This is a genomic window from Streptomyces sp. ALB3 (assembly GCF_044385685.1).
In the GTDB taxonomy this organism is placed as follows: Bacteria; Actinomycetota; Actinomycetes; order Streptomycetales; family Streptomycetaceae; genus Streptomyces.
Map to the genome: position 1 here is coordinate 550280 of NZ_JBISCE010000027.1, position 24208 is coordinate 574487.

Genomic DNA, 24208 nt, shown 5'->3' on the forward strand with positions numbered 1-24208 from the left:
GCCGTCACAGGAGGGCCGGGGCGGCCGGCCCGGGAACCACGCTGTGCCCGGGACGGCTCCGAGGGGGCAGCACGCAGGTGTACGGAGTGACGCTGTCCACCAGGACGGTGTGGGGGACGTTGGTCGCTCCGGGGTAGCGTCTGGAGTTCTGGCTGCCGGTGCAGGCCACAAGGATGAGTCGGCGTCAGCAGGGCCCGCGGTGGCGGGAATCCCGCAGGAACGTTGCACGGTGTGCCCCTCGCTGGAGTGTCGTCCGTCCGTCCGGCGGGTGTCAGGAGTGGGGACCAGCAGTGTCGGCACATCCGTAGCCGGGTGGAGGGGTACGAACCGGTCCGGCTGCGAGGTGTTTCTCGCACGCACACCACGCACCCGAACTATGGTGTCCCGCCACATACGCCCCTGACCTGCCCCTTCCTACGGTATGGCGACACGGAAACGTCCCCGCCAACTGTCCGGAAGTGGTATCCATGGCCGCCCCAGCAACCGCTCCCCCACCCCCGTCCAACCTCCGCCGCGTCGTCGCGGCGAGCCTCGTCGGGACCACCGTGGAGTGGTACGACTTCTTCCTCTACGGCTCCGCAGCCGCGCTGGTCTTCAACAAGCTGTTCTTCCCCGGATCCGACCCGCTCGTGGGCACGCTTCTCTCCTTCCTCACCTACGCCGTCGGCTTCGCCGCACGCCCCATCGGGGCCCTGGTGTTCGGGCACTACGGGGACCGGCTCGGACGCAAGAAGCTTCTGGTCCTGAGCCTGCTGATGATGGGCGGGGCCACCTTCGCCATCGGGCTGCTGCCTACACACGCCACCATCGGCTCCGCCGCACCCGTACTCCTCACGGTCCTCCGCCTGGTGCAGGGATTCGCCCTCGGCGGCGAGTGGGGCGGCGCCGTGCTGCTCGTGTCGGAGCACGGTGATGCGAAACGGCGTGGCTTCTGGGCGTCCTGGCCCCAGACGGGCGCACCCGCCGGGCAGCTGCTCGCGACCGGGGTGCTCTCGGCACTCACCGCGCTCATGTCGGAGTCCGCCTTCGAGTCGTGGGGATGGCGGATCCCCTTCCTCCTCTCGGGCGTACTCGTGATCCTCGGGCTGTGGATTCGTCTCTCTGTCGACGAATCGCCTGTCTTCAAGGCCGCCCTCGCCCAGGCCGAGCGGCGCAAGGCGGACTCCTCCTCCACCGAGAAGACGCCACTGGTCGCTGTCCTGCGGCACCACTGGCGCGACGTGCTGATCGCCATGGGCGCGAGGATGGCCGAGAACATCAGCTACTACGTGATCACCGCGTTCATCCTCGTGTACGCGACGACATCCGCCGAGCTGAGCAAGCAGACCGCGCTCAACGCCGTGCTCATCGCCTCCGCCGTGCACTTCGCCGTGATCCCGATGTGGGGGGCGCTGTCCGACAGGGTGGGCCGCAGGCCCGTCTACCTGGTCGGCGCCATAGGAGTGGCGCTGTGGATGTTCCCGTTCTTCGCCCTGATCGACAGCAGGAGCTTCGGGAGTCTGCTGCTCGCCGTGACGGTCGGGCTGGTCTTCCACGGTGCGATGTACGCGCCGCAGGCCGCCTTCTTCGCGGAGATGTTCGCCACGCGGATGCGCTATTCGGGAGCGTCCATCGGCGCCCAGTTCTCCTCGGTCGCGGCGGGCGCCCCGGCGCCCCTGATCGCCACCGCGCTGCTCGCCGATTTCGGCAGTTCGACCCCCATCTCGCTGTACGTCATCGCCGCCGCGCTTCTCACGGTGCTGGCGATCCTCTGCGCGAAGGAGACGAGGAGCCGGGACCTCTCGGACCTCGATCCGGACGACCGGCGGGCCGCGGATTCCGCGACGCCGCCCGCGGACGTCCACTCCGTCTGAGCCGGATCGCCGACGGGCCCGCCTCCAGTCGCCGTGGGGTGCCGGGCCCGTCAGGTCCCGGGCGTGCGCTCGAACCAGGTGGGCCCGTCCGTGAGGGACTGCTTGATCCGGAACAGCGCGAACTCGCTCAGCGGCGGCAACGCGTCCACGTCGAACCACCCGACCTCCAGCGACTCGTCGTCGTTCACCCGTGCCTCCCCGCCCGTGGCCCGGCACCGGAAGGTGATGTCGACGTACTGGCACCGGTCGCCGTTGGCGTACTGCACCGGCTTCAGAGCCTGGGTGAGCACGACCCGCTCCGCGACGCAGTGCACCGCCGTCTCCTCGTACACCTCACGCTCCGCGGTCGCGGCGGGCTCTTCGCCGGGCTCACCGATGCCTCCGACGACCGACCACTTGCCGGTGTCCGACCGCCGCCCCAGCAGCACCCTGCCCTCGTCGTCGAAGACGACCGCTGTGACTCCCGGCAGCAGCAGGAGCTGGTGACCGGCGGTGGCACGGATGTCGCGGATGAAGTCAGGAGTAGCCATGCGGCGAGACTACGTGGCGGCCGGGGTGTCCCCCGGGCCGGCCGTCAGGTCCTTCGCGCCCTTCCTTCCGCGCGCCGCCCGCACCGTCGCCCAGCCGAGACCGGCCACCGCGAGCAGCGCCAGGGCGCCCTCCGGCAGCGCCCCCAGACGGGTGGCGGGCGTGAGGGAGGACCGCAGGGGCACCTCGTCGACCAGGGCGTCCGGGGTGAACATCTCCGTCTTCTCCACGATCCTGCCGTCCGGCCGGATCACCGCGCTGACGCCGCTGGTGACGGGCACGACGACGGACCGACCGTGCTCGACCGCCCGCACCTGGCTCATCGCCAGCTGCTGGTAGGTCATCTCGCTGCGTCCGAAGGTCGCGTTGTTGCTGGGTACGGCAATCAGTTGTCCGCCGTGCTCGACCGTGTCGCGTACGGCGTCGTCGAACGCGGCCTCGTAGCAGGTCACGAGCCCGACCTTCGTGCCTGCCAGGTCGAACACACCGACCTTGCTGCCGGGGCCGAAGTCACGCTGTACCCGGTCGACGTCCTCGCTGAAGACACGTGCGACGGACCGCATCGGCATGTACTCGCCGAAAGGCTGGATGTGCCGCTTGTCGTAGGTGTCCACGGGGCCGCTCTCGGGGTCCCACTCGATCAGGGTGTTGCGGAGTGGCCCGCTGTCGGGGGTGAGGACCGCACCGATGACGGTGGGGGCGCCGATGGCCCGCACGGCCCGGTCGATGGCCTCGCGGGCGTCGGCGTTGCGGTAGGGGTCGAGGTCCGAGGAGTTCTCCGGCCAGAGCACGAGATCGGGTCGCGGTACCTTCCCCGCCTCGACGTCGCGGGCGAGCTGTTCCGTGCGCTCCGCGTGGTTGTCCAGGACGGCCCGCCGCTGGGAGTTGAAGTCGAGTCCCAGGCGCGGCACGTTGCCCTGGATGGCGGCGACCGTGGCGGTGCCGTCCTCGGGCGAGTCGTCGACGAGCGGGACGGCCGCCAGCGCGGCGGCGAGCGGGGCGACCACGGCGACGGCCGCGGCGACGACGGCGGAGCGGGGCACGGTGCCGGTGGCGCGGTGGCGGCGGACCTGCCGGACGGCTTCCAGGAGGCCGAAGCCGCACAGCACGACGGCGAACGAGAGCAGCGGGGTGCCGCCCAGTGCGGCGAGCGGCAGGAACGCGCCGTCGGCCTGACCGAAGGCGATCTTCCCCCAGGGGAAGCCTCCGAACGGGACGCGGGCCCGGAGCGCCTCGTCCAGGGTCCACACGGCCGCTGCCCAGACGGGCCAGTACGGGAGCCGGGAGACGGCGGAGACACCGACACAGCCGACCGCGATGAACAGCGCTTCGGCGAGCGCGAGCGCGAGCCAGGGGACGGGGCCGACCTCCTCCCCGGTCCAGTGCAGCAGCGGCAGCATGAAGCCGAGGCCCGCGAGGAGGCCCAGACCCAGTGCCGCGCGGAGCCCGCGTGCGGTCAGCACCCAGCCCAGCAGCGCGAAGCCGGGAAGCACCAGCCACCACAGGGGCCGGGGCGGGAAACTGGCGTAGAGCAGCGCACCCGACAGCACGGCCGCGGCCGGCCGGACGAGCCGCTGCCACGGCTTTCCGCTGCGGGACACGGGGGCGGGCGGCGGTTCGACGGTGGTGATGGTGGCGCTCACCTGCCGGAGTCTACGGTGAGCGACGGTGCGGGCGGCAGTGGCGCCCGCCACGCGGCAGCGGCTCGGCCCCGCCGTGCGGGCGGCTGTGGCTCCGCTCCGGCCCGCATGACAGCGATGGCAGCGGCTCGGTCCCGCCGTGCTCAGGGGCCCGGGGGCTTGCCGGTGGCCGCGAGGTGGAGGCGGTCGCGGATGAAGCGGACGGCGGCCTCCGCGTCGTCCACCGTGACGGTGAAGGTCCTGCCGTCCCCCAGCCGGAGCACGAGCGCCTCCCCCCGGCGTACGACCACGGCCGTGCCCTGGTCGGGACGCCAGCGGTAACCCCAGCCGCCCCACTGGCGCGGGGTGACCTTGGGGACGAACTCCGCGCCCACCACATGGGTGAGCAGGATCCGGCGTCTGGGCAGGCCGGCGTGACCGCACCGTACCTCCAGGGCGTCGCCGTCCACCTTCACGGCCACGTGCACGAAGGCGAGGGTGCCGAAGAGGATCAGGAGTCCGGCGGCCACGCACCCGATGACGGACATGAGCAGTGGGGCGAACCCGGCACCCCACGCAGAGTCGACAGCTAGTTCGATGCCGAGTGCCAGGCACCCCGCTCCCGCGGCCGCGAGCAGCCACTGGAAGCGATTGGTGGCCCGTCCCGTCCAGACCGTGCTCGGGGCCTGGCTCGAACCGTGCCGCGCGTTGCCGGGGTGGTCCGTCATGCCAAGCAGCGTACCCACGTTCCGCGTCGTCGGGAGGGGCGCGGAACCCGGCCGGGCGACGCGTGCGGTCAGATCGCGGGGCTGACGGCCTTCAGCAGCAGGCCCTCGGCGTAGGCCAGAGCGGGTTCGGTCAGGTCAGCGGTGTGTCCGCCGAGGAGGACGGTGAGGGTGCCGGCCGGTTCGGCCGACGGAGCGGGTGCCGCCCCGATGCGGCGCAGCGCCTGGGCGGCCACCGCTTCGGCGGACCCGTGCAGCACGAGCGGACGGCTGCCGGACCGGCCGCTCTCCACCGCGGCGCGGATACGCGCGGCGACGAGCTCGTAGTGGGTGCAGCCGAGGACGACGTCCGTGACGCCGGCGGGGGTGAGGGCGGCGGCGGCGGCCACCGCGCGGTCGATCGCCTCCTCGTCGGCGTGCTCCACCGCGTCGGCGAGACCCGGGCAGGGCACTTCGGTCACGTCCACGGCCCGCGCGAACTCGTCGATCAGTCCGCGCTGATAAGGGCTTCCGGTGGTCGCCGGCGTGGCCCAGATGGCGAAGGGGCCGCCGCCCGCGGCGGCCGGCTTGATCGCGGGCACCGTGCCGACGACCGGAAGCCCGGGCTCCAGTGCGGCTCGCAGGGTGGGCAGGGCGTGGACCGAGGCGGTGTTGCAGGCGATGATCAGGGCGTCCGGCTCGTGGGCGGCGGCCGCCTGTGCCACGGACAGGGCGCGGCGGGTCACGTCCTCGGGGGTGCGGGGCCCCCAGGGCATCGAGGCGGGGTCCGAGGACAGCACCAGATCGGCGTCCGGCCGCAGGCGGCGTACGGCGGCCGCTGCCGCGAGCAGGCCGATTCCCGAGTCCATGAGTGCGATCTTCACCCGGTCACCATAGTCGACAGCCCTTGCGGCGCCGCGGGAGTGGGGCACACTTCGACGGATGAGCGCCGTTGCCTGGATCGCCGTGGGTTCGCTGATCGTGTGGGTGTGGCTGTTGCTCGGCCAGGGTTTCTTCTGGCGGACGGACCAGCGGCTGCCGGTGCGCCGGGACCCGGCGCGCTGGCCCTCGGTGGCCGTGGTCGTACCCGCGAGGGACGAGGCCGAGGTCCTGCCGGTGAGCCTGCCGTCACTGCTCGCCCAGGACTATCCGGGCGATGCGGAGGTCTACCTGGTCGACGACTGCAGCGGTGACGGCACGGGGGAGCTGGCCCGTGCGCTCGCCGAGCGGTGCGGAGGTCTGCCGCTGACCGTGGTGACGCCCGGCGAGCCGGAGCCGGGGTGGACGGGAAAACTGTGGGCGTTGCGGCACGGGATGGCACTGGCCCGGCAGCGGAAACCCGAGTTCCTGCTGCTGACGGACGCCGACATCGCCCATGAGCCGGACAGCCTGCGGGAACTCGTCGCCGCGGCCGGCAGCGGGGACGCGGGCGGTTTCGACCTGGTGTCCCAGATGGCCCGTCTGCGGGTGACGAGTACCTGGGAGCGGCTGGTCGTCCCCGCATTCGTCTACTTCTTCGGGCAGCTCTACCCGTTCCGCCGGGTGAACAACGGCAGGTCGCGGACGGCCGCGGCGGCGGGCGGCTGTGTGCTGCTGCGTGCCGGGGCGGCCGAGCGGGCGCGGATCCCCGAGTCCATCCGCCAGGCGGTGATCGACGATGTGTCGCTGGCGCGTGCGGTCCGGCGCAGCGGCGGCCGGGTCTGGCTGGGACTCGCCGACCGGGTGGACAGCGTGCGCCCCTACCCACGGCTGGCCGACCTGTGGCGCATGGTTGCGCGGAGTGCGTACGCCCAGCTGCGGCACAACCCGTTCCTGCTGGCCGGCGCGGTCCTGGGTCTCGGCCTCGTCTACCTCGCGCCGCCCCTCACGCTGGGTGCCGGACTGCTGACGGGCGACGCGGTGGCGGCGGCCGCCGGCGGGACGGCCTGGGCGGTGATGGCGGGGACCTACATGCCCATGCTCGGGTACTACCGGCAGTCGCTGTGGCTGGCCCCGCTGCTTCCCTTCACCGCGGCCCTCTACCTCCTGATGACGGTGGACTCCGCGGTACAGCACTACCGGGGGCTCGGTGCGGCCTGGAAGGGACGTACGTACGCCCGCCCCGAGACCGCCCCGGAACCCTGAGGCCGACGGCCCCAGCGCGTACCGGCCGTGGAGCACGGCTTCACTTGCGCCCGGGGGTCCAGTTCATGCCCCACCCGTAGGCGGCGTCGATCGTCCGCTGAGGGCTCACCCCTCGCTGGGGTACGAGATAGCGCGCTTCGCGCCGTACGGTGAGGTCTCCCCCGTCGTTGGTGATCAGCGCGAGGGCGCACACGGTGGAAGGTACCGTGCACTCGTCCAGCGAGAAGTCGATCGCCGCCCCGTTCTGCGGCTGCAGAGTGACCGTGGCGTGCAGATCGGCGAAGCTGCGTGCGCCTTCGTAGACGGTGACGAAGATCAGGACACGCCGCAGCCGGTCCTTGTGGTCGAGGTTGACCGTGAGGTTCTCGCCGGTGGAGAGCGCGCCGGTCCGGTCGTCCCCGTCGAGGTGGATGTACGGCGGCTGGCGCAGGGAACCGAACGCGTTCCCGAGGGCCTGCACCACTCCCTTGCTTCCATCGGTGAGTTCGTACAGCGCGCACAGATCGAGGTCCAGGTCCGCGTGCATCGCCACGGCCCTGCCGAGTTTCGCGCCCCAGCCCTTGAACTGCTTGCGCACCTCCCAGTTGAGGTTGACGCGCAACGCACCGGATGTGCCGCCCTGCTTGGACAGCGATACCGCGGGTGCCTCCTTCGTCAGGGTGACCTTGGTCAGCCTCACCGGGTGGAGCACGGGAGGCTCGGGGGGCGGCGTGGGAGCGGCCTGGGGTGTGACGGGGCGGGCGGGGGGCCGGGGGGCACTCTGCGGCTGCCGGGGCGGCGCCGCCTGCTGCGGTTCGTCGACGGAGATGCCGAAGTCCGTCGCCAGGCCCTCGAGCCCCGTGTCGTATCCCTGCCCCACTGCCCTGAACTTCCAGGCACCCTGGCGCAGGTAGAGCTCACCGAGGATGAACGCGGTCTCCACGGTCGCGGTCGCGGTCTCGAAGCGTGCGATCTCGGAACCGCTCGCCGGGTCAAGGACTCTCACATAGAGGCCGGTCACCCGGCCGAAGGTGCCTCCGTCGGCGGAGGCCGCGACCACGACACGGTCGATCGCCGGCTCCATCCGTGTGAAGTCGACCGTGAGGGTGTCGGTGACGGCGCCCCCGGCCGCCGTCTGCTTGCCCTCGTGGCGGACCGCACCGGAGCCGTGCACCGGCTGGTTGTAGAAGACGAAGTCGGCGTCGCCGCGCACCTTTCCGGACACGAGGAGGAGCGCCGAGGCGTCCACGTCAGGTGTCCCCGGAGCGGCACGCCAGCCCAGTTCGACCCGCACGGCTCGGGCCGGCACCGGGACATTGGTTCCCTTTTGCATGGTCATGCTCGCCCCCATCACGAGTCCGGCTGCCCGGAGAGTCTCCCGACAACCTAATCCCCCGCCCGCCGCAGAGCCCACGGTCCCGACCGGACAGTCACCCGCGAGCCGCCGGCAGGGTGGTGAACCGGACCGACAGGTGAGGCGATTGGACGGGCCGGAATTCATGGCGAGCCCGTCCTCGCACCGGCTCCGGCAAAAGCGCGGTGGGGTAAGGCGATTGCGGTGGCGCTCCCCGTCCGGAGACCGGCAATTGCGAGGTGAGCGCCCCCGTGACGGGAACTCCGTCGCGCCGTCGTCCGAAACCACCGTCAGGACGACGGACGGCCGCGGTACGGGCCGGCGAGGCGGATACCGCCGCACTCATGAAGGAACGTCAGTGTGTGAACTCCGGCTCGGACAAGAGGGACAGGGAACACCGGCAACCGGCGGACGAGTGCCCCCGTCCGCGGTTCTCGCGACCGTCGTGAGAACCCCGGTGCGTGTCGGTCGGCCCTGTTCCGCAGTTCGCGGCCCCGCGTCCCCCGACCGGCCGGTTCCCGATGCGCCGGCCCCGCTCCCACCCACGCGTCCGGGCGGGCCGGGAGCGGCGGGGATGCACACCGCCTGTCGCCTTCCGCCGGGGCCGCCGAGGTCATCCCCCGACGACGCCGGCCTGACGCGCGAGGTGCGCCCTGAGCGGCCCCGTGGGCGCGCACCGGTCCGTGCGGCTACGCCGTGGTGCGTTCCTCGCCCCGGCGCGGGCGGCTCACTGCGGTACGGGTGTCCCACCGGAGACGGCCACGCCTGCCTGCCGGAAGTCCTCCAGGGTCGACGCCGTGGTGTCGGGGGCGACACCGACCGAGTAGTCGAGCAGCACGCGGGCGCGGAACCCGGCCTTGACGGCGTCCAGCGCGGTCGCGCGCACGCAGTGGTCGGTCGCGATCCCCACCACGTCGACCTCTTCGACACCGCGGGCGCGCAGCCAGTCCGCCAGGGGCGTGCCGTGCTCGTCGGCGCCCTCGAAGCCGCTCTTCGAGGCACTGTGAGCGCCCTTGAAGAACACGGCGTCGATCTTGCCGCTGGCGACGGCGGGGGCGAAGTGGGGATGGAACTCGCCGCCCTCCTGCCCCGCCACACAGTGGACGGGGAAGCTGTCCTTGTAGTCGGGGTGCTCGGAGAAGTGGTGCCCCGGGTCGATGTGGTGGTCGCGAGTCGCGACGACGCACCGGTAGTCGCGGTTCGCGGCCTGTTCCACCAGTTCGGCGACCGCCGTGGCGATCCGTGCGCCACCCGCCACAGGGACGCTGCCTCCCTCACAGAAGTCGTTCTGCACATCCACGACGATCAAGCCTCGGGTCATCACACACACCTCTCGGTCACACGGGCGGACACGGACCAGCTGGACAACCACCGCGGGAGCCCGGCGTACGGCGAAACGACACTCCTTCGCACGGGCCGGCGGCGCGTGTCCGCAGTGCCCTGAGCTCGACAGCGTCGCCGGCCGTCCGCGGACGCGGCCCGGTGGCTTTACCCACTCCCCCGGTCGCCGAAATCGCCTGCCGGGCGAAGTGGGCCAAGTGGTCGACGCCCAGGGGTCCGAGTCAGGTGACCTCCCGCGTCACGCCGTCGGGTGGCGACCGGCTACGCGCCGCCAGGCTCCGGACCCCGGCCCGGTACTCATCCCGGGACCGGGGAGCGTGCCGGAGTGGTCCGATCCGGGGAGCGCCCCATGGCGTCGCCCTTTGTAGCCCGTCCGACACTTCTTGCTATCGGCGGGGCTTTCGACGGGAAACCCTCGCTGTTTACCGCGGCTTTATCCCTGTTCCGGCAGGTCAGGCCGACAAAAGCAACGTAAAACGGATAACCCCAAGATTGGGGCTCCCCAACCAGCACATCGTGGGCTTAACTTATGTGTCATGACCTCCCCCCGCTCCACCTACGGCAGCGGCTACTACGCCGCGCCGTCGTTTGCCGACACCCCGATCTACGACTCCCTGGTCGCCGAGCGGGGAACCCCTCAGATCGCGCCGATCCGGGTCCCTGCCGCCTATGACACCGGGAACAGCTACCTGCCGGCCCTGCCGTCGGCGCTCCCGGCCCTGCCCGCGGCGCCGTCGCAGCACACCGGGTCCTACGGGTACCCGCAGCAGGCGTCGCAGCCGCAGTACCAGAACGCGGGGATGCAGCAGGCGCCGATGATGCAGCCGGCACAGCTGCAGCAGGCCCCCGCGCCCTACATCCCGCAGCAGCCCTCGGCGCCCCGCGGCTACCCGCAGGCGCCGCAACAGCAGCGGCCCGGTACGGGTTACGAGGCGATGCGTCCGGCGTCGCCCCGGCCCGCGCCCGCGCCCGCCCAGTCACCGTACGAGGACCCGTACAACCGCCCGTATCAGGGCCGGGGGTACTGACGACCGCCGTCGGCCACGGTCAGTGACGACTGGCAGGATGAAGGCATGCTTCCTCCTGCACTCAGTGCCGTGTACATCCATCCGGTCAAGTCACTGGCCGCACGCGCGGCCGGGGAGGCGGTCGTCGAGCCATGGGGACTCGACGGCGACCGCCGGTGGATGCTGATCGACCATGAGGACAGAGTCGTCACACAGCGTCAGCAGCCGCGCATGGCACAGGTGTCCGCGGAGCTCCTGCCCGGTGGCGGTCTGGCCCTGTCGGCACCCGGGAGCCCGTCGCTGACGGTTGAGGAGCCCGGTCCGGGCCGCACCGTCGTCGCCGAGCTCCACAGGAGCGAGGTGGAGGTGGCGGTGGCGGCGGAGGCCGCGCACGCCTGGTTCAGCACGCGCCTCGGTGCGGAGGTCCGGCTCGTCCATCTCGACGCGCCGTCGCACCGCAGGCCCGTCGATCCGGAGTTCGGCCGGCCGGGCGAGACCGTGTCGCTCGCCGACGGTTTCCCGCTGCTGCTCACCGCGAGCGCCTCGCTGGACGCGCTCAACTCGCTGGTGGCGCAGGGGGACCATCCGGACGAGGGGCCGCTGCCGATGAACCGTTTCCGGCCGAACGTGGTCGTGGACGGCACAGCGCCCTGGGCGGAGGACGGCTGGAAGCGGATCGGGATCGGGGAGGTCACCTTCCGTGTCGTCAAGCCGTGCGGGCGGTGCGTCGTCACGACCACCGACCAGCGGACGGCAGACCGGGGCAGGGAGCCGCTGCACACCCTCGCCCGGCACCGACGGGACGGAAAGCGCCTCCTGTTCGGCCAGAACATGATCCCGGAGGGCACCGGCGTGATCCGGGTCGGCGACCCGGTACGAGTACTCGGCTGACCGGCAGGGCTTCTCGGCGTCCCTCGACCCGGGCAGGCGGGCGGGGCGTTGACGGCGTGAGGTTGCTCTCTCTTCACCGTCGGCGGACGCGATCGCCGTCCTGCCGGGTTATCACGGACAGGGAAGGGGGTGCATGACTGTGCGAGCGGTTCTGGGAATCAGGCGGTGGCGGCACAACCCCGTGTGCCGTGCCACCGACCGGCACGAGGCACGGGTGGCGCTCGCCGCGCTGGTGCTGATGCTGCTGGCGGCACCGGTGATCGGCTGGAAGACCGGCTCACTCACGGACGACGCGCTCCGGCGGACGGTGCGGACCCAGCATCAGCAACGCCATCTCACCCCGGCCGTCGTGGTGCGCCCGGCCCCGGGCACACCCCACGCCGCCCAGGACCCGGAGACGGCTGTCACCGAGGCCTCCACGCGCACGTCGGTGGTGGCCGGCTGGCGTGCCCCGGACGGTACGGCACGTACGGGCACCGTGTCGACGACGTCCACCAGGACGGAACCCGGCGCCCGGATCGAGATCTGGACGGACGGCCGGGGCGACCCCGCCGTGCGCCCCATGGACCTCCCCACGGCTCGCACCCACGCGGTGCTCGCCGGTGTCGGCGCGACGCTGCTCGTGGGGGGTCTGACGGAAGTCGCCCGCAGGCTCGTCGTATGGCGCATGATGCAGAGGCGGTACGCCCGGCTCGACCGTGCGTGGGCCGAAGTCGGTCCCGACTGGGGCAGAACGGGTACGGGCAGCTGATCCCGGGGGCGCGGGTTCCCCTCGTGTCCGGCTGATCAGGGCCGTTCGCCCACCCGGTCCGTCAGCTCGCGCCCCTCGCGCGCGCTACGGTGGACCGGCCCGCCCGACTCCTCGGCAGGCGGGCCGGAGGCTGCCGGTGAACAGGCGGCACGGGGACAGGCACGAGGCAGCGCACACGGCACGAGGTGGGGGCACAGCAGCACCATGGCACAGGGCACGGTCCAGGTGACGCACACCGGCACATCGCGATGGCGGCGCCGTACGGGCGAATACGCTTCCCTCACCGCCGCCCTGGAGGCCGCAGCGGACGGTGACATCCTCACCGTCTCCCCCGGTACCTACCGGGAGAATCTGGTCGTCGACCGCGCGGTGACACTGCGCGGCCCCGAAGGCTCCGCGGGGTCCGTCCGGATCGCGCCCGCCGACGGCGTCCCGCTGACCGTCCGCGCCTCCGCCGTCGTCCAGGACCTCCATGTGGAGGGCCAGGACTCGGCCGCCCCCGCGCTGCTCGTGGAGGAAGGCGCCCCCGAGCTCTCCGACCTGCGCATCGTGACCCGGTCGGCCGCCGGCATGGAGGTGCGGGGCGCGGCCAGGCCCACGGTGCGCCGCTGCACCGTCGACAACCCGGCAGGCGTGGGCATCGCCGTACTCGACGGCGCCGGCGGTGTGTTCGAGGAGTGCGAGGTCGTCTCCGCCGGGCAGTCCGGTGTCTCGGTGCGCGACGGCGCGCACCCACGGCTCGAGCGCTGCCGCGTGCACCACTCGTCCGGCGCGGGGCTGAGCGTGACCGGGGAGGGCAGCGGCCTGGAGGCGGTGGGCTGCGAGGTGTACGAGATCAAGGGCAGCGGGGTGCAGATCACCTCCCGCGGTACCGCGCACCTCACGGACTGCACCGTGCACCGCACGTCCGCCGACGGGGTCACCCTGGACACGGACGCGGTCCTCACGCTCGCGGACTGCGACATCCACGACATCCCTGAGAACGCGGTCGACCTGCGGTCCCGCTCGGTGCTCACCCTGACCCGCTCCACCGTCCGCAGGTTCGGCCGCAACGGCCTGTCCGTCTGGGACCCGGGCACCCGTGCCGACGCCAACCAGTGCGAGATCCACGACAGTACGGGGGACTACCCCGCGGTGTGGGTGAGTGACGGTGCCACGGTGATACTCGACTCCTGCCGTGTACACGACGTGCCTGACGCGCTCTTCGTCCTCGACCGGGGCTCACGGGCGGACGTCGTGGACAGTGACCTGTCCCAGATCCGCAACACCGCGGTATCGGTGAGCGACGGGGCCACCGCCCAGCTCGACGACTGCAGGATCCGCGAGGCCTCCACCGGAGCGTGGTTCCGGGACCACGGCAGCGGCGGCACACTGAACAACTGCACCATCGACGCGGCGCAGACCGGGGTCATCGTGACCAAGGGCGCCGACCCGACGATCGAGAGGTGCACGGTCACCTCGCCCGCCGAGGCCGGTTTCTACGTCTCCGCCGAGGGCCGGGGCACGTTCGACAGCTGCCGCGTCACGGGGAGCGAGGGCTACGGTTTCCATGTGATGGACGGCTGCCGTTCCACCCTGACCCGGTGCAGGACCGAGCGGTGCGCGCGCGGCGGTTACGAGTTCCCCGACGGATCCGGCGGTGACGGGAACGCGGCCGGCCCGGTGGCACAGGACTGCACCAGCGACGAGAGCGGCCTGCGCAGCGCCGCTCCCCCGGCTCCCGCCGTGCTGACGGCCACGCAGGTCACGCCCGGGCTGCTCGGCGCGATGCCCGGGCAACGGACCGCTGAGCCCGCTCCCCCCGCTCCCGTCGAACCGGTGCGCGACGCGGCCGCCGTGCTGGGTGAGCTCGACGCACTCGTGGGCCTGGACAGCGTCAAGCGCGAGGTGCGGGCGCTGACCGACATGATCGAGGTCGGCCGGCGCCGTCGGCTGGCCGGTCTGAAGGCGGCGTCGGTGCGCCGGCATCTGGTGTTCACCGGGTCGCCCGGCACGGGCAAGACGACCGTGGCCCGGCTGTACGGCGAGATCCTGGCCTCGCTCGGTGTCCTGGAGCACGGCCATCTGGTGGAGGTGTCCCGCGTCGACCTGGTCGGCGAGCACATCGGGTCCACGGCCATCCGCACGCAGGAGGCGTTCGACCGGGCGCGCGGTGGCGTCCTGTTCGTCGATGAGGCCTACGCCCTGTCGCCCGAGGACTCCGGCCGTGACTTCGGCCGGGAGGCCATCGACACGCTGGTCAAGCTGATGGAGGACCACCGCGACGCCGTGGTGGTGATCGTCGCCGGGTACACGCATGAGATGGAGCGCTTCCTCACGGTCAACCCCGGTGTGGCGTCCCGCTTCTCGCGGACCATCACCTTCAGCGACTACGAACCCGAGGAGCTGCTGCGGATCGTGGGGCAGCAGAGCGAGGAGCACGAGTACAGCCTGGCGGAGGGGACGGGGGAAGCGCTGCTGAAGTACTTCACGGCACTGCCCAAGGGGCCGGCCTTCGGTAACGGCCGTACGGCCCGGCAGACCTTCGAGTCGATGGTGGAGCGGCACGCGGGCCGGGTGGCCCAGCTCGCCGAGCCGAGCACGGCCGACCTGACCATGCTCTACCCGGAAGACCTTCCGGCACTGCCCTGAGCGGTGCTGTCCCCCTGAGCGGTGCTGTCCCGGCCCTCCGGGTCCGCACCCGCCTGCTGGGGTACGACGGGCCCGAGCCGTTCGAGGAGTGCGGCGCGCTCCGCGGCGAAGGCGGGGTCGGCCTGGTAGTCCGAGTGTCCCAGGATCGGCTCGGGCAGCGGGTGTTCAGGAGTACGGCCGTAGACCAGCGGGTCCTTCAGGGGGCCGCGGTCCACCTCGTGGCCCTGCCGTTCGTCGATCCGGACAGGTCCGCCGATCGGGTCCGTCGCGCGCCAGAGGTTGCGCCAGCAGTCGACGGACCGCTGCAGTCCTTCGAGGGGCACCCGGCCGAAGTAGGCGGGGAACCATCGCCCGTACAGCCGCTCGATCGGGGAACCGTAGGTGAGCAGGGCGACCCGGTGCCGGGCCGAGTCGGGGAGTTGCCACACCGCTGCCGCGGCGAGGACGCTGCCCTGGGAGTGACCGGAGATGACGAGCCTGCCTCGGGTGCGGCCTGTCCACGCGCACATCCGGGACGAGAGGTCCGGTACGGCCCGCTCGGCGTAGCAGGGGGGCGCGAAGGGGTGGGCGGCTCGCGGCCAGAACGTACCCACGTCCCAGAGGATGCCGATGGTGCGCCGGGCGGAGACGTCGCGGTAGGCGCGGCGGCCCCAGGTGACGAAGAGTATGACGCCGAATCCGGTCAGCCAGGAGCCGGTCGACTGGGCCGTCTCGGCGACCGATTCGACGAACGGGCCCGTGCCGTCCGTCGCGAGGCCGGGGACCTCGCCGGTGAGCCAGGAACCCGTCACCGCCGCGGCGCCGAGCAGCAGGGTGGCAGCGGAGAGCAGCCCGAGGATCCCGGGGGCGGAGTCCGTGAGCGCGGCGGTCGCCCGGGTGCGTGCGATCCGCCGTGTGCGTCCGGGCTCCGGGTTCCTCTCCGCGTACTCCGCCTCGATGGCCGGTCCCAGCAGGCGGGCGCGGCGCACGGTGCGGGCCGCCAGCCACACGAGGGGCGGAAGCAGGAGCAGCAGCAGGACCGGGATGACGGAGGCCTGCCAGCTGAGGAGTACGGGCGGTCCGTCTATGTCGGCGCCCGCGCCCATGCCGGGAGTGCCGGGGCCGTCGAGCCAGTCGGCCACGCGCTGGGCGATCCCGCCGGTCATCACACCGCCGAGGGCGCAGGCGAGCATGGCCACGGCCGGTCCGCCGAGGCCGTGGAGCGTGGTGCGCGGCTCGGGGGCGCTCCGGTACAGGCTCAGCGCGACCACGGCGAGTACCACGACCAGCAGCGCCTGGCCCACGGCGAGTGCCCGGAAGACCGCCTCCCCCGGGAGGGCGCCGGAGGACACCCAGCCGGGACGCGACCAGCCGGCGTAGGCCGACGCGAGGAGCAGCAGCGCGAGAGCGGTGCCGGGAAGGTACGTGGTGACCGCCCGGTCGAGCCGGTTGTCGAGGCGCCGCTCGCTGCGTCCACGGCGGCAGACCACGGCGATGACGGCGAGCGCGCACAGGAGGAGCCCTGCTTCGAGAAGGGTCCCGATCGCCGTGGGCACGGGGCTGTCGGCGGCCCGGTCGTGCCGGGCCGCCGTGCCGCCGACCGCGGCGGCGACCGTGAGGAATCCGGCGGCGGTGTGCGCCGCGCGCAGCCGGGCCACCAGCCGGCGCCCGTACCAGAAGCCGGGCCTCCCGAGGGCCGGACGGACATGGCCGGCGCCGGACCGTGTCACCACGTCCGTGTCCGCGTCCGCGTCCGTTTCCGCGCTGTCCGGTCCGTCCCAGATCAGGGACCGCTGTGACTCGTAGGCGCTCCAGGTCCGGTGGGAGAGGTACCAGAGCAGTCCCACCAGGGCCGCCGGCACGAGCGCGGCCACGGCGAGGCGGCGTCCGGGCTGGGCGAACCATCCGTCCTGCTGTGTGGAGAGGAAACCGAGCCAGGAGCGCTGTACGGAGCACTCGGGCGTCCCCGCGCACTGCCAGGCCACCAGGTCGAGGGCGACCTCGCAGGCCGCTGCGGTGAGGAGCACGGTGAGACTGAGGGCGACGAGCCGCACCAGCACCCCGTAGAGCCGGACGGCCCTGGTGCGGCCTCGCGCGGTGGGGCGCATCCAGTGGGCGAGGTTGACCACCATGAAGGGCAGCAGCAGCAGCCACAGGGCCCGGGAACCGTTGCCCGAGGTGAGGTTGGACCAGCAGTAGGCCTCGGCGACGGGCCCCTCCCGGTCGCGCCCCGGACGCTGTTCGGCTCCGACGTCCTCGGTGCGCCGGTGGATGGCGGCCGTGGCGTCACCGGTGATCCTGGTCGTACGCGGGTCCCCGAGCATCTCCTGCGGGGTGGCTCCGCCCACACCGTGGACGAGCAGTTCCAGTGCGGCGCCGCCGCTCTGCGGGCTCTCGGCCCGGGGGGCAGTGGGCAACGTCGGTGACTCGCTCTCTGGTCCGCCGGCGCGCGGCCTGCGGGAGGGGGCGGCTGGGGGTGAACTGATGCGCAGTCACCACCATCGCGGACGGGAGGCACTCCCGCACCGTCTCTCACCGAATCTCCCCAGTGGGATGGTGCTCGGAGGTGCGTGGGAGGATGAGGGACGTCCCGCAGGACCGCTGCCGGACCGTACGGACAGAGGGAAGGACCGGTTCCCGGCGTTGAGCGAGAATCAGAACCTGCTCGCGGAGCAGCGGCGCGCCCTCATTCTCGACGATGTGCGCAAGCGCGGCGGGGTCAGGGTCAACGAGCTGACCCGCAAGCTGAGCGTCTCCGACATGACCATCCGCCGGGACCTGGACGCGCTGGCCCGCCAGGGCGTCATCGAGAAGGTGCACGGCGGAGCCGTCCCCGTCGTCGAGGCGAGTACGCACGAGCCCGGTTTCGAGGCCAAGTCGACGCTGGAACTCAGCGCCAAGGAGGACATCGCGCGCGCGGCGGCCACGATGGCCGTTCCCGGCAGTGCGATCGCCCTCTCCGGCGGCACGACGACGTTCGCGCTGGCCCGGCACCTCCTGGAGGTTCCGGGACTGACCGTGGTGACGAACTCGGTGCGCGTCGCCGATGTGTTCCACGGGGCGCAGCGTCCGGCCGCGGCGGGCGGGGGGCGGGCCGGAGCGGCCACGGTGGTGCTGACCGGCGGGGTCCGCACGCCGTCGGACTCGCTCGTCGGGCCGGTCGCGGACCGCGCGATCGGCTCACTCCACTTCGACGTCCTGTTCCTCGGGGTGCACGGCATCTCGGTCGAAGCCGGTCTCTCCACGCCGAATCTCGCGGAGGCCGAGACGAACCGCCGTTTCGTGCGGGCGGCCAGGCGCGTCGTGGTGGTCGCTGACCACACCAAGTGGGGGACGGTGGGGCTGAGTTCGTTCGCGGCGCTCGACGAGGTCGACGCCTTCGTCACGGACTCGGGCCTGGCGGACACCGCCAGACAGGAGATCGAGGAGCACCTGCCCGGCCTGGTGGTGGCGGGCGGGCAGGCGGACGAGTAGTCCGCCGCGACGGTGCGGCCGCAGGCTCCGCTTCGCGCGTCCTGGGCCGTGGTGGTCCTAGTATCGGCCTGTGGCCGTATTCCGCATCGAGCGCTTCACTCCCCTCTCCGCCGCCGAGGCGTGGCGACGGGTGACCGACTGGGAGCGGCATGGTGGGACGGTTCCGCTGACCTCGGTCACCGTCCCGGGGGGTGGGCCCACAGAAACCGGGACGGTCTTCGTGGCCCGGACGGGAGTGGGGCCGCTGGGCTTCGACGATCCGATGGAAGTGGTGCGGTGGACCCCGCCCGCCGCCGGCCGGACGGGGCTGTGCCGGCTGGAGAAGCGGGGGTCCGTGGTGCGCGGCCGTGCGTCGATCGAGGTCTGCCCGTCCGCTGCGGGCTCGCACGTGATCTGGGTCGAGGAGCTGCGTGTGAGGCTGCTTCCCCGCTGGGCCGATCCGGTGCTGGCGAGCATGGGCCGACGGGTCTTCGCCCGGGAGCTCCGCGTGCTGCTGGAGGACTGACTCCGGGCGGAGTCCGGTCCTCGCGCCCGTCTCAGGCGGACCAGGTGCCCGTGGCCAGGAAGTGGTCGATCGTCTCCGTGTAGGGCCGGATGTCCAGGCCCTGCCCGCTCAGCCAGTCGTCCGAGTAGTACTTGTCGAGATAGCGGTCCCCGGGGTCGCAGAACAGGGTCACGACGCTTCCGGTGCTGCCCCGCTCCACCATCTCGGCCACGAGCTTGAAGGCGCTCCACAGTCCGGTGCCGGTCGAGCCACCCGCCTTGCGGCCGATGGCGCGCTCCAGGACGCGGGCCGCCGCGACGCTCGCCGCGTCGGGCACCTTCATCATCCGGTCGATGGCTCCGGGCACGAAGCTCGGTTCCATGCGGGGTCGTCCGATGCCCTCGATCCGCGACCCGCAGTCGCTGGTCGCCAGTTGGTCGTGCCGGGTCCACCCGTCGAAGAAGCAGGAGTTCTCGGGATCGGGCACACAGATCCGTGTGTCGTGCTGCATGTAGCGGACGTAGCGCCCGATGGTCGCGGAGGTGCCGCCGGTGCCTGCGGTCGCGACGATCCAGGCGGGCTCGGGGTACCTCTCCAGCCGCAGCTGCTGGTAGATGGACTCGGCGATGTTGTTGTTGCCCCGCCAGTCGGTGGCGCGCTCGGCGTAGGTGAACTGGTCCATGTAGTGGCCGCCGGTCTGCGCCGCGAGGGCGGCCGACTCCTCGTACAGCCGTCGGGAGTCGTCGACGAAGTGGCACTGGCCGCCGTGGAACTCGATCAGGCGGCACTTCTCCGGGCTGGTGGTCCGGGGCATCACCGCGACGAACGGCACACCGATGAGCTTCGCGAAGTACGCCTCCGAGACGGCCGTCGAGCCGCTGGAGGCCTCGATGACCGGTTTGCCGCGCCGGATCCAGCCGTTGCAGAGCCCGTAGAGGAAGAGGGAACGGGCCAGCCGGTGCTTGAGGCTCCCCGTGGGGTGCGTCGACTCGTCCTTGAGGTAGAGATCGATGCCCCAGTGCTCCGGCAGCGGAAAGCGCAGGAGGTGCGTGTCCGCCGACCGGTTGGCGTCCGCCTGGACCTTGCGCACCGCTTCCTTCAGCCAGGCCCGGTAGTCCGGATCGCTCCGGTCGATGTCCACGGTCTCCATCACGCCACCGCCATGGGTGCGCTCGCTGGTGTCCATCACGGGTCTCCTTCAGGGGGACGGCGGTACGGCCTGGGACCCACGATATTCCCCCCACCTGCACAAACGTTCACTTTGACGGCCCATAGCCCTCCCTTGGCCCGCGTGTCCCGGGCGTTCGGGCCCCGGACGCGCCCCGGACGCGCCCCGGATGCGTCCGGATGCCGTCGGCGGCGGAAATCGCTGGTGACGCGGCCTGGTGCACGGGCCCCGTCCACGGGCAGACTTGCAGAAGCCGGTACAAGGGGGGCGAAGTCGCCATGGCTGAGACAGAGTTCAGTGCTGCGGATTTCAGCACGTCGGAGTTCGGCGTGGTCGAGTTCCGCGCGAGCGACGTGAGGATCCAGCGGTGGGCGCGCTCGCTCACCAGGGCGGGCCAGGTGATCGTCAAGGACGGCCGGATCGTGCTGCTGACGAGCAACGGACGGGAGATCGCCAGTGCCCCGGTGACGGCGGTGAGCGCCGGGAGGACGTGGTTCCTGGCCTCCGACTCGGCGGTGGCCAGGATCAACGGGGTCCGCTACCGGCTCACCATGGGCCAGCGCAACCGCAGGCCGGGCGGAGCCGCGCCGGTCCGCAGGTTCCTGGAGGCGCTACGGAGCGCCGCCGGGCAGCGGGCCTGACGCTACGGCACGGTACGGGCACCGCGAGTTGCGGAGCCCAACCCCCTGAGTCACGCTGGTCCCACGTCACTGATGGTGCACCGGCCGTGACAGCGGAAGCGGCCCCGCCGGGAACCACGCAGGGCGGACCACGCATGACCAGAAACAGCAGTCAGCCATCTGCTGGATCCGTTCCTTCGTCTTCTTCCGGACCTCTTCGGGGAGTCGCAGCCGTGATCAGCGAGCCAAGCAGGCACTGCGCGGTGGAGCTCCAGGCCCTGCCGTCGCGGATCGGTCAGGTCCGCAGAATCATTTCGGCGCAACTGCGCTACTGGCATCTCGATCCTCTGATCGACCATGCAGCGCTCGGTGTCACCGAACTGCTGACCAACGTCCACCGGCACGCACAGCCGGACAAATCATGCACCGTCGAGATAGAGCTGCTGCTCGACCGGCTGACGGTGTCCGTCCACGACCACGACCCCCGGCTGCCGACCATGTGCGACGCCGATGCGTCCGCCACCTCCGGGCGCGGGCTGGCGTTGATCGCCGCGGTCAGCGAGAGCTGGGGGGTACGACCGAGCGACGACACGGGGAAAGTCATCTGGTTCACCCTGCCCGCGCCGTCCTTCACCGCCCTGCCGCCGCTCCCGGTGTACGGGTCGACGACCGACGGCCCGTTCGCCTCGGCCTCCACCGGGCTCATGGAGCCCACCGCGGCGCGGAAGCGGGGCCGGTCAGCCGTCGTCGGCTGACCGGGACGGGATTCCGCACCGTGCACGGGGAGCGCGTCGGTCCGTTCGCGATCGACGCGCTCCGTCCCACGCCCGGTCCCACCCGCCTCTCGCGGTCATGAGGGCTGTGCTCGCCGTAGCGGCCGTGGGGCTCGTCCAGCGCGGAGAGCCTCCGCCCGTACTCGTCCTCGTCGATCTCGCCCGCGGTGAACCGCCGGCCCAGCAGGTCGATCGGCGCGTGCTCGCCCACCGGCCCGCCCCGGCGGGCACCGTGCGGCGGCCACGTGGCGGGGCGACCGGCTTGCGCGTGACGCGGCGGGCTCGTGGGCTCCGCGCCTCCGGCCCGGCCACCGGACGGGTCGCTCGCCGCACGGTCAGGCCAGGGCGGCCAGCGGATCGTCGAGTACGGGCTGCCAGGCCAGTTCGGCCGCGCCCACCAGGCTGTTGTGGTCCAGTGTGCAGGCCAGGATCGGCACGCTGCCGCTGCGTCCCCACAGGCTGCGGTCGGCCACCACGGCCCGCAGCCTCTCGGGGTCGGCCTCCAGAAGGTCCCGGTGCAGCCCGCCCAGGATGATCCGGTCCGGGTTGAGGATGTTGACCAGCCCGGCGAGGCCGAGACCGAGCCGGTCGATCAGTTCCTCCGCCGCGGCCCGCACATCGCGGTCACCGTATTCCGTGCGCAACAGGTCGCCGGACTGTTTGAGCAACGACTCCTCGGGACCGGGCTCCCGGCGGGCCGCGACGAGGAAGGCGAGGGGGTCGGTCTCGACGTCGAGGCAGCCTCTGCCGCCGCAATGGCACGGGCGGCCCTCGGGGTTCACGGTGAGGTGCCCCACCTCCAGGGCCAGTCCCGAACTCCCGCTGTGCAGACGGCCGTCCAGGACGAGGGCGCCGCCCACGCCACGGTGGCCGGTGGCGACGCAGAGCAGGTGCTGGGCACCGCGCCCGGCGCCGTGCCGGTGCTCGGCGAGGGCGGTGAGGTTGACGTCGTTACCGGTGAACGCGGGGCCGTCGATGCCCGCGGCACGTACGCGGGCGGAGAAGATGTCCCGGACCGGCGCCCCGGCCGGCCAGGCGATGTGAAGGGGGTTGAGTGCCGTTCCCTCGGGTTCCGCCACCGCGGACGGCACGGCGAGCCCGGCACCGACACAGCGCAGCCCGCTCTCGCGCAGCAGGCGGGCCCCGGCCTCGACGACCTCGCCGAGGACCTGGGCGGGATCGGCCATCACGGCGACGCAGCCGGGCGCGGTGGCCACGATCCTGCCCCCGAGCCCCACGAGCGCGGCGCGGAACCCGTCGGAGTGCACCTGGGCGGCGAGGACCACGGGCCCTCGGTCCCGGACGGACAGCCGATGGGAGGGGCGGCCCTGCGAACCGGCGGCTGAACCAGGGCTGGAGTCGACCTTGATGAGCCCGAGCGCCTCGAGCTCCGCGGCGACCGCGCCCGCGGTGGCGCGGGTGACCCCGAGTTCGGAGGTGAGCACGGCGCGGGTGGGGGCGCGTCCTGTGTGCACGAGCTCCAGGGCGGGCCCGAGCGCGCCGCGGCCCCTCTCCAGCTTCGTCCGCGTGGTGGTCGACTTGCCGTTCATGGGGGCGAGTCTCCCATGGTCCGGAGCAGTTGCCGACGCTGTCGCGCCCCACGGCGTCCACCGGCCGGCCACCGGGTCAGCGGCCTTGCGTACGCCGTCGGCGCCCCCCTATTCTGCACTTTGTGCCGCAAGTAAACAAACTGCGGACGGCCCAGCCGGGGGGACCGGGCGGAGACCCCGCCCCGCTCTCGTCGGCCCGCCTCCGTACCGCCCTGACCGTGTTCTTCGCCCTCGACGGCTTCCTGTTCGCCGGCTGGGTGGTCCGCATCCCGGCCATCAAGCAGCAGACGGGGGCGACCGCCTCCACGCTCGGACTCGCCCTGCTCGGCGTCTCCGCGGGTGCCGTGATCACGATGACGCTCACCGGGAGACTCTGCCGGCGTCACGGAAGCCATGCGGTCACCGTGGTCTGCGCCGTGCTCCTGTCACTGAGCATCGCCCTGCCGGCGCAGACGGATTCGGTGCTCACCCTCGGTCTGGTACTCCTGCTCTTCGGCGCCGCGTACGGCGGCCTGAACGTGTCCATGAACAGCGCGGCAGTCGATCTGATCGCCTCGTTGCGCCGCCCCGTGATGCCGAGCTTCCACGCCGCGTTCAGTTTCGGCGGCATGGCGGGCGCGGGGCTCGGCGGACTGGTCGCCGGCGGCCTCTCACCCACGGCACACCTCTTCGCCCTGATGGGCATCGGACTGCTCGTCACCGCGGTGACCGCGCCGGTCCTCCTGCGCGGCCGGGCCGCCCCGGAGCCGGAGCCGGTGCCTCACGCCACGGAGCAGCCGAACGTGACGGACGTCCCCAGGCGCCGGGTCGTGATCCTGTTCGGTGTCATCGCCCTCTGCACGGCCTACGGCGAAGGCGCGCTGGCCGAGTGGGGCGCACTGCACCTCACCCAGGACCTGGGGGCCGCTCCGGGCCTCGCAGCCGCCGGATACTCCTTGTTCGCGCTGACGATGGGCATCGGCAGGCTCACCGGGACCGCCCTCCTCGAACGGTTCGGGCAGACCCGCACGCTGGTGGCGGGCGGATCGACTGCGGCGGCGGGCATGCTGCTCGGCGCACTCGCTCCGGCGGTCTGGCCGGCGCTGCTGGGCTTCGCGGTGACCGGTCTGGGACTGGCCAACATATTCCCCGTGGCGGTCGGCCGGGCGGGCGCGCTGGCCGGCCCCGGCGGCGTGGCCGCCGCGTCGACCCTCGGCTACGGCGGCATGCTCCTGGGACCACCCGTGATCGGCTTCCTGGCCGACTGGTCCTCCCTCCCGGTGGCCCTCACCACGGTGACACTGCTCGCCGCCACGGCGGCGGCCCTGGGCTGGGCAGCCCGCAACGCGACGAACACCTGAGCGGTTGAGTAGCCCTACTCAGGCGCCTGCGGCTCTTC

Annotated in this window: 20 protein-coding genes; 11 read left to right on the forward strand and 9 right to left on the reverse strand. The window is 72.3% G+C overall.

Translation table 11 applies throughout. The features are described 5' to 3' along the window. Positions 1 to 467: 467 nt before the first annotated feature. Positions 468 to 1853 carry an MFS transporter gene (locus tag ACHFIV_RS17620; protein WP_398969450.1) on the forward strand — a complete coding sequence of 462 codons (1386 nt, stop codon included), beginning with the start codon at positions 468 to 470 and terminating at the stop codon, positions 1851 to 1853. Between the two features lie 50 nt (positions 1854 to 1903). Here ACHFIV_RS17620 and ACHFIV_RS17625 read toward each other — a convergent pair whose 3' ends face one another. The 4 genes from ACHFIV_RS17625 to ACHFIV_RS17640 all read right to left on the reverse strand — a co-directional run bounded on the left by ACHFIV_RS17625 (position 1904) and on the right by ACHFIV_RS17640 (position 5588). Further along, positions 1904 to 2383 (reverse strand): NUDIX hydrolase, encoded by a 480-nt coding sequence (locus ACHFIV_RS17625; protein WP_398969453.1) that lies wholly within the window; start codon positions 2381 to 2383, stop codon positions 1904 to 1906. Positions 2384 to 2392: 9 nt separating this feature from the next. Continuing rightward, positions 2393 to 4024: an apolipoprotein N-acyltransferase gene (gene lnt, locus ACHFIV_RS17630; protein ID WP_398969455.1), complete on the reverse strand. Its 1632-nt coding sequence runs from the start codon at positions 4022 to 4024 to the stop codon at positions 2393 to 2395. 140 nt (positions 4025 to 4164) lie between these two features. After that, positions 4165 to 4728, reverse strand: coding sequence for a hypothetical protein (locus ACHFIV_RS17635; protein ID WP_398969458.1), 564 nt, complete (start codon positions 4726 to 4728; stop codon positions 4165 to 4167). 68 nt (positions 4729 to 4796) lie between these two features. Further along, on the reverse strand, positions 4797 to 5588 hold the full coding sequence (locus ACHFIV_RS17640) for a glutamate racemase (protein WP_398969461.1): 792 nt from the start codon (positions 5586 to 5588) through the stop codon (positions 4797 to 4799). Between the two features lie 58 nt (positions 5589 to 5646). On the opposite strand from ACHFIV_RS17640, the gene ACHFIV_RS17645 reads away from it, so the two are divergent. Continuing rightward, on the forward strand, positions 5647 to 6828 hold the full coding sequence (locus ACHFIV_RS17645; protein ID WP_398969463.1) for a glycosyltransferase: 1182 nt from the start codon (positions 5647 to 5649) through the stop codon (positions 6826 to 6828). Positions 6829 to 6868: 40 nt separating this feature from the next. Here ACHFIV_RS17645 and ACHFIV_RS17650 read toward each other — a convergent pair whose 3' ends face one another. Together ACHFIV_RS17650 and ACHFIV_RS17655 are read right to left on the reverse strand one after the other, a co-directional pair. Beyond that, positions 6869 to 8158, reverse strand: coding sequence for a TerD family protein (locus tag ACHFIV_RS17650; RefSeq protein WP_398969466.1), 1290 nt, complete (start codon positions 8156 to 8158; stop codon positions 6869 to 6871). Between the two features lie 730 nt (positions 8159 to 8888). Further along, the gene (locus ACHFIV_RS17655; protein WP_398969469.1) at positions 8889 to 9482 is read right to left on the reverse strand and encodes an isochorismatase family protein; all 594 of its coding nucleotides are present in this window, start codon (positions 9480 to 9482) and stop codon (positions 8889 to 8891) included. 556 nt (positions 9483 to 10038) lie between these two features. Between ACHFIV_RS17655 and ACHFIV_RS17660 the strand changes: the two genes are divergently transcribed. From ACHFIV_RS17660 to ACHFIV_RS17675, 4 genes are all read left to right on the forward strand, one after another. Next, positions 10039 to 10530, forward strand: coding sequence for a DUF6643 family protein (locus ACHFIV_RS17660; protein WP_398969472.1), 492 nt, complete (start codon positions 10039 to 10041; stop codon positions 10528 to 10530). Between the two features lie 45 nt (positions 10531 to 10575). Beyond that, the gene (locus ACHFIV_RS17665; protein ID WP_398969474.1) at positions 10576 to 11400 is read left to right on the forward strand and encodes an MOSC domain-containing protein; all 825 of its coding nucleotides are present in this window, start codon (positions 10576 to 10578) and stop codon (positions 11398 to 11400) included. Positions 11401 to 11533: 133 nt separating this feature from the next. Next, on the forward strand, positions 11534 to 12151 hold the full coding sequence (locus ACHFIV_RS17670; RefSeq protein ID WP_398969477.1) for an Rv1733c family protein: 618 nt from the start codon (positions 11534 to 11536) through the stop codon (positions 12149 to 12151). A 204-nt stretch (positions 12152 to 12355) separates the two neighbouring features. Continuing rightward, complete coding sequence (locus tag ACHFIV_RS17675) at positions 12356 to 14782, forward strand: right-handed parallel beta-helix repeat-containing protein (protein ID WP_398969480.1); 2427 nt, start codon at positions 12356 to 12358, stop codon at positions 14780 to 14782. Here the strand turns inward: ACHFIV_RS17675 and ACHFIV_RS17680 are convergent. Further along, positions 14752 to 17178, reverse strand: coding sequence for a hypothetical protein (locus tag ACHFIV_RS17680; RefSeq protein ID WP_398969482.1), 2427 nt, complete (start codon positions 17176 to 17178; stop codon positions 14752 to 14754). The genes ACHFIV_RS17675 and ACHFIV_RS17680 overlap by 31 nt on opposite strands. Before the next feature lie 226 nt (positions 17179 to 17404). On the opposite strand from ACHFIV_RS17680, the gene ACHFIV_RS17685 reads away from it, so the two are divergent. Beyond that, positions 17405 to 18235 (forward strand): DeoR/GlpR family DNA-binding transcription regulator, encoded by an 831-nt coding sequence (locus tag ACHFIV_RS17685; protein WP_398969485.1) that lies wholly within the window; start codon positions 17405 to 17407, stop codon positions 18233 to 18235. A 70-nt stretch (positions 18236 to 18305) separates the two neighbouring features. After that, a complete protein-coding gene (locus tag ACHFIV_RS17690; RefSeq protein ID WP_398969487.1) occupies positions 18306 to 18740 on the forward strand; it encodes an SRPBCC family protein in 435 nt (144 codons plus the stop codon). A gap of 31 nt (positions 18741 to 18771) precedes the next feature. On the opposite strand, the gene cds1 is transcribed toward ACHFIV_RS17690, so the two are convergent. Then, a complete protein-coding gene (cds1, locus tag ACHFIV_RS17695; protein WP_398969490.1) occupies positions 18772 to 19905 on the reverse strand; it encodes an L-cysteine desulfhydrase Cds1 in 1134 nt (377 codons plus the stop codon). A gap of 260 nt (positions 19906 to 20165) precedes the next feature. Between cds1 and ACHFIV_RS17700 the strand changes: the two genes are divergently transcribed. Together ACHFIV_RS17700 and ACHFIV_RS17705 are read left to right on the forward strand one after the other, a co-directional pair. Next, positions 20166 to 20528: a hypothetical protein gene (locus tag ACHFIV_RS17700; protein WP_398969492.1), complete on the forward strand. Its 363-nt coding sequence runs from the start codon at positions 20166 to 20168 to the stop codon at positions 20526 to 20528. Positions 20529 to 20740: 212 nt separating this feature from the next. After that, positions 20741 to 21262 carry an ATP-binding protein gene (locus ACHFIV_RS17705; protein WP_398969494.1) on the forward strand — a complete coding sequence of 174 codons (522 nt, stop codon included), beginning with the start codon at positions 20741 to 20743 and terminating at the stop codon, positions 21260 to 21262. A gap of 353 nt (positions 21263 to 21615) precedes the next feature. On the opposite strand, the gene ACHFIV_RS17710 is transcribed toward ACHFIV_RS17705, so the two are convergent. After that, positions 21616 to 22830, reverse strand: coding sequence for an ROK family protein (locus tag ACHFIV_RS17710; RefSeq protein ID WP_398969497.1), 1215 nt, complete (start codon positions 22828 to 22830; stop codon positions 21616 to 21618). A 122-nt stretch (positions 22831 to 22952) separates the two neighbouring features. On the opposite strand from ACHFIV_RS17710, the gene ACHFIV_RS17715 reads away from it, so the two are divergent. Further along, on the forward strand, positions 22953 to 24170 hold the full coding sequence (locus ACHFIV_RS17715) for an MFS transporter (protein ID WP_398969499.1): 1218 nt from the start codon (positions 22953 to 22955) through the stop codon (positions 24168 to 24170). Positions 24171 to 24208 lie beyond the last annotated feature (38 nt).

Coding starts and splice junctions, on each gene's coding strand:
- ACHFIV_RS17700 (WP_398969492.1), top strand. CDS start 20,166: ATGGCTGAGACAGAGTTCAGTGCTGCGGATTTCAGCACGTCGGAGTTC.
- ACHFIV_RS17710 (WP_398969497.1), bottom strand. CDS start 22,830: ATGAACGGCAAGTCGACCACCACGCGGACGAAGCTGGAGAGGGGCCGC.
- ACHFIV_RS17665 (WP_398969474.1), top strand. CDS start 10,576: ATGCTTCCTCCTGCACTCAGTGCCGTGTACATCCATCCGGTCAAGTCA.
- ACHFIV_RS17675 (WP_398969480.1), top strand. CDS start 12,356: ATGGCACAGGGCACGGTCCAGGTGACGCACACCGGCACATCGCGATGG.
- ACHFIV_RS17660 (WP_398969472.1), top strand. CDS start 10,039: ATGACCTCCCCCCGCTCCACCTACGGCAGCGGCTACTACGCCGCGCCG.
- ACHFIV_RS17625 (WP_398969453.1), bottom strand. CDS start 2,383: ATGGCTACTCCTGACTTCATCCGCGACATCCGTGCCACCGCCGGTCAC.
- ACHFIV_RS17655 (WP_398969469.1), bottom strand. CDS start 9,482: ATGACCCGAGGCTTGATCGTCGTGGATGTGCAGAACGACTTCTGTGAG.
- ACHFIV_RS17670 (WP_398969477.1), top strand. CDS start 11,534: ATGACTGTGCGAGCGGTTCTGGGAATCAGGCGGTGGCGGCACAACCCC.
- ACHFIV_RS17635 (WP_398969458.1), bottom strand. CDS start 4,728: ATGACGGACCACCCCGGCAACGCGCGGCACGGTTCGAGCCAGGCCCCG.
- ACHFIV_RS17650 (WP_398969466.1), bottom strand. CDS start 8,158: ATGGGGGCGAGCATGACCATGCAAAAGGGAACCAATGTCCCGGTGCCG.
- cds1 (WP_398969490.1), bottom strand. CDS start 19,905: ATGGACACCAGCGAGCGCACCCATGGCGGTGGCGTGATGGAGACCGTG.
- ACHFIV_RS17620 (WP_398969450.1), top strand. CDS start 468: ATGGCCGCCCCAGCAACCGCTCCCCCACCCCCGTCCAACCTCCGCCGC.
- ACHFIV_RS17645 (WP_398969463.1), top strand. CDS start 5,647: ATGAGCGCCGTTGCCTGGATCGCCGTGGGTTCGCTGATCGTGTGGGTG.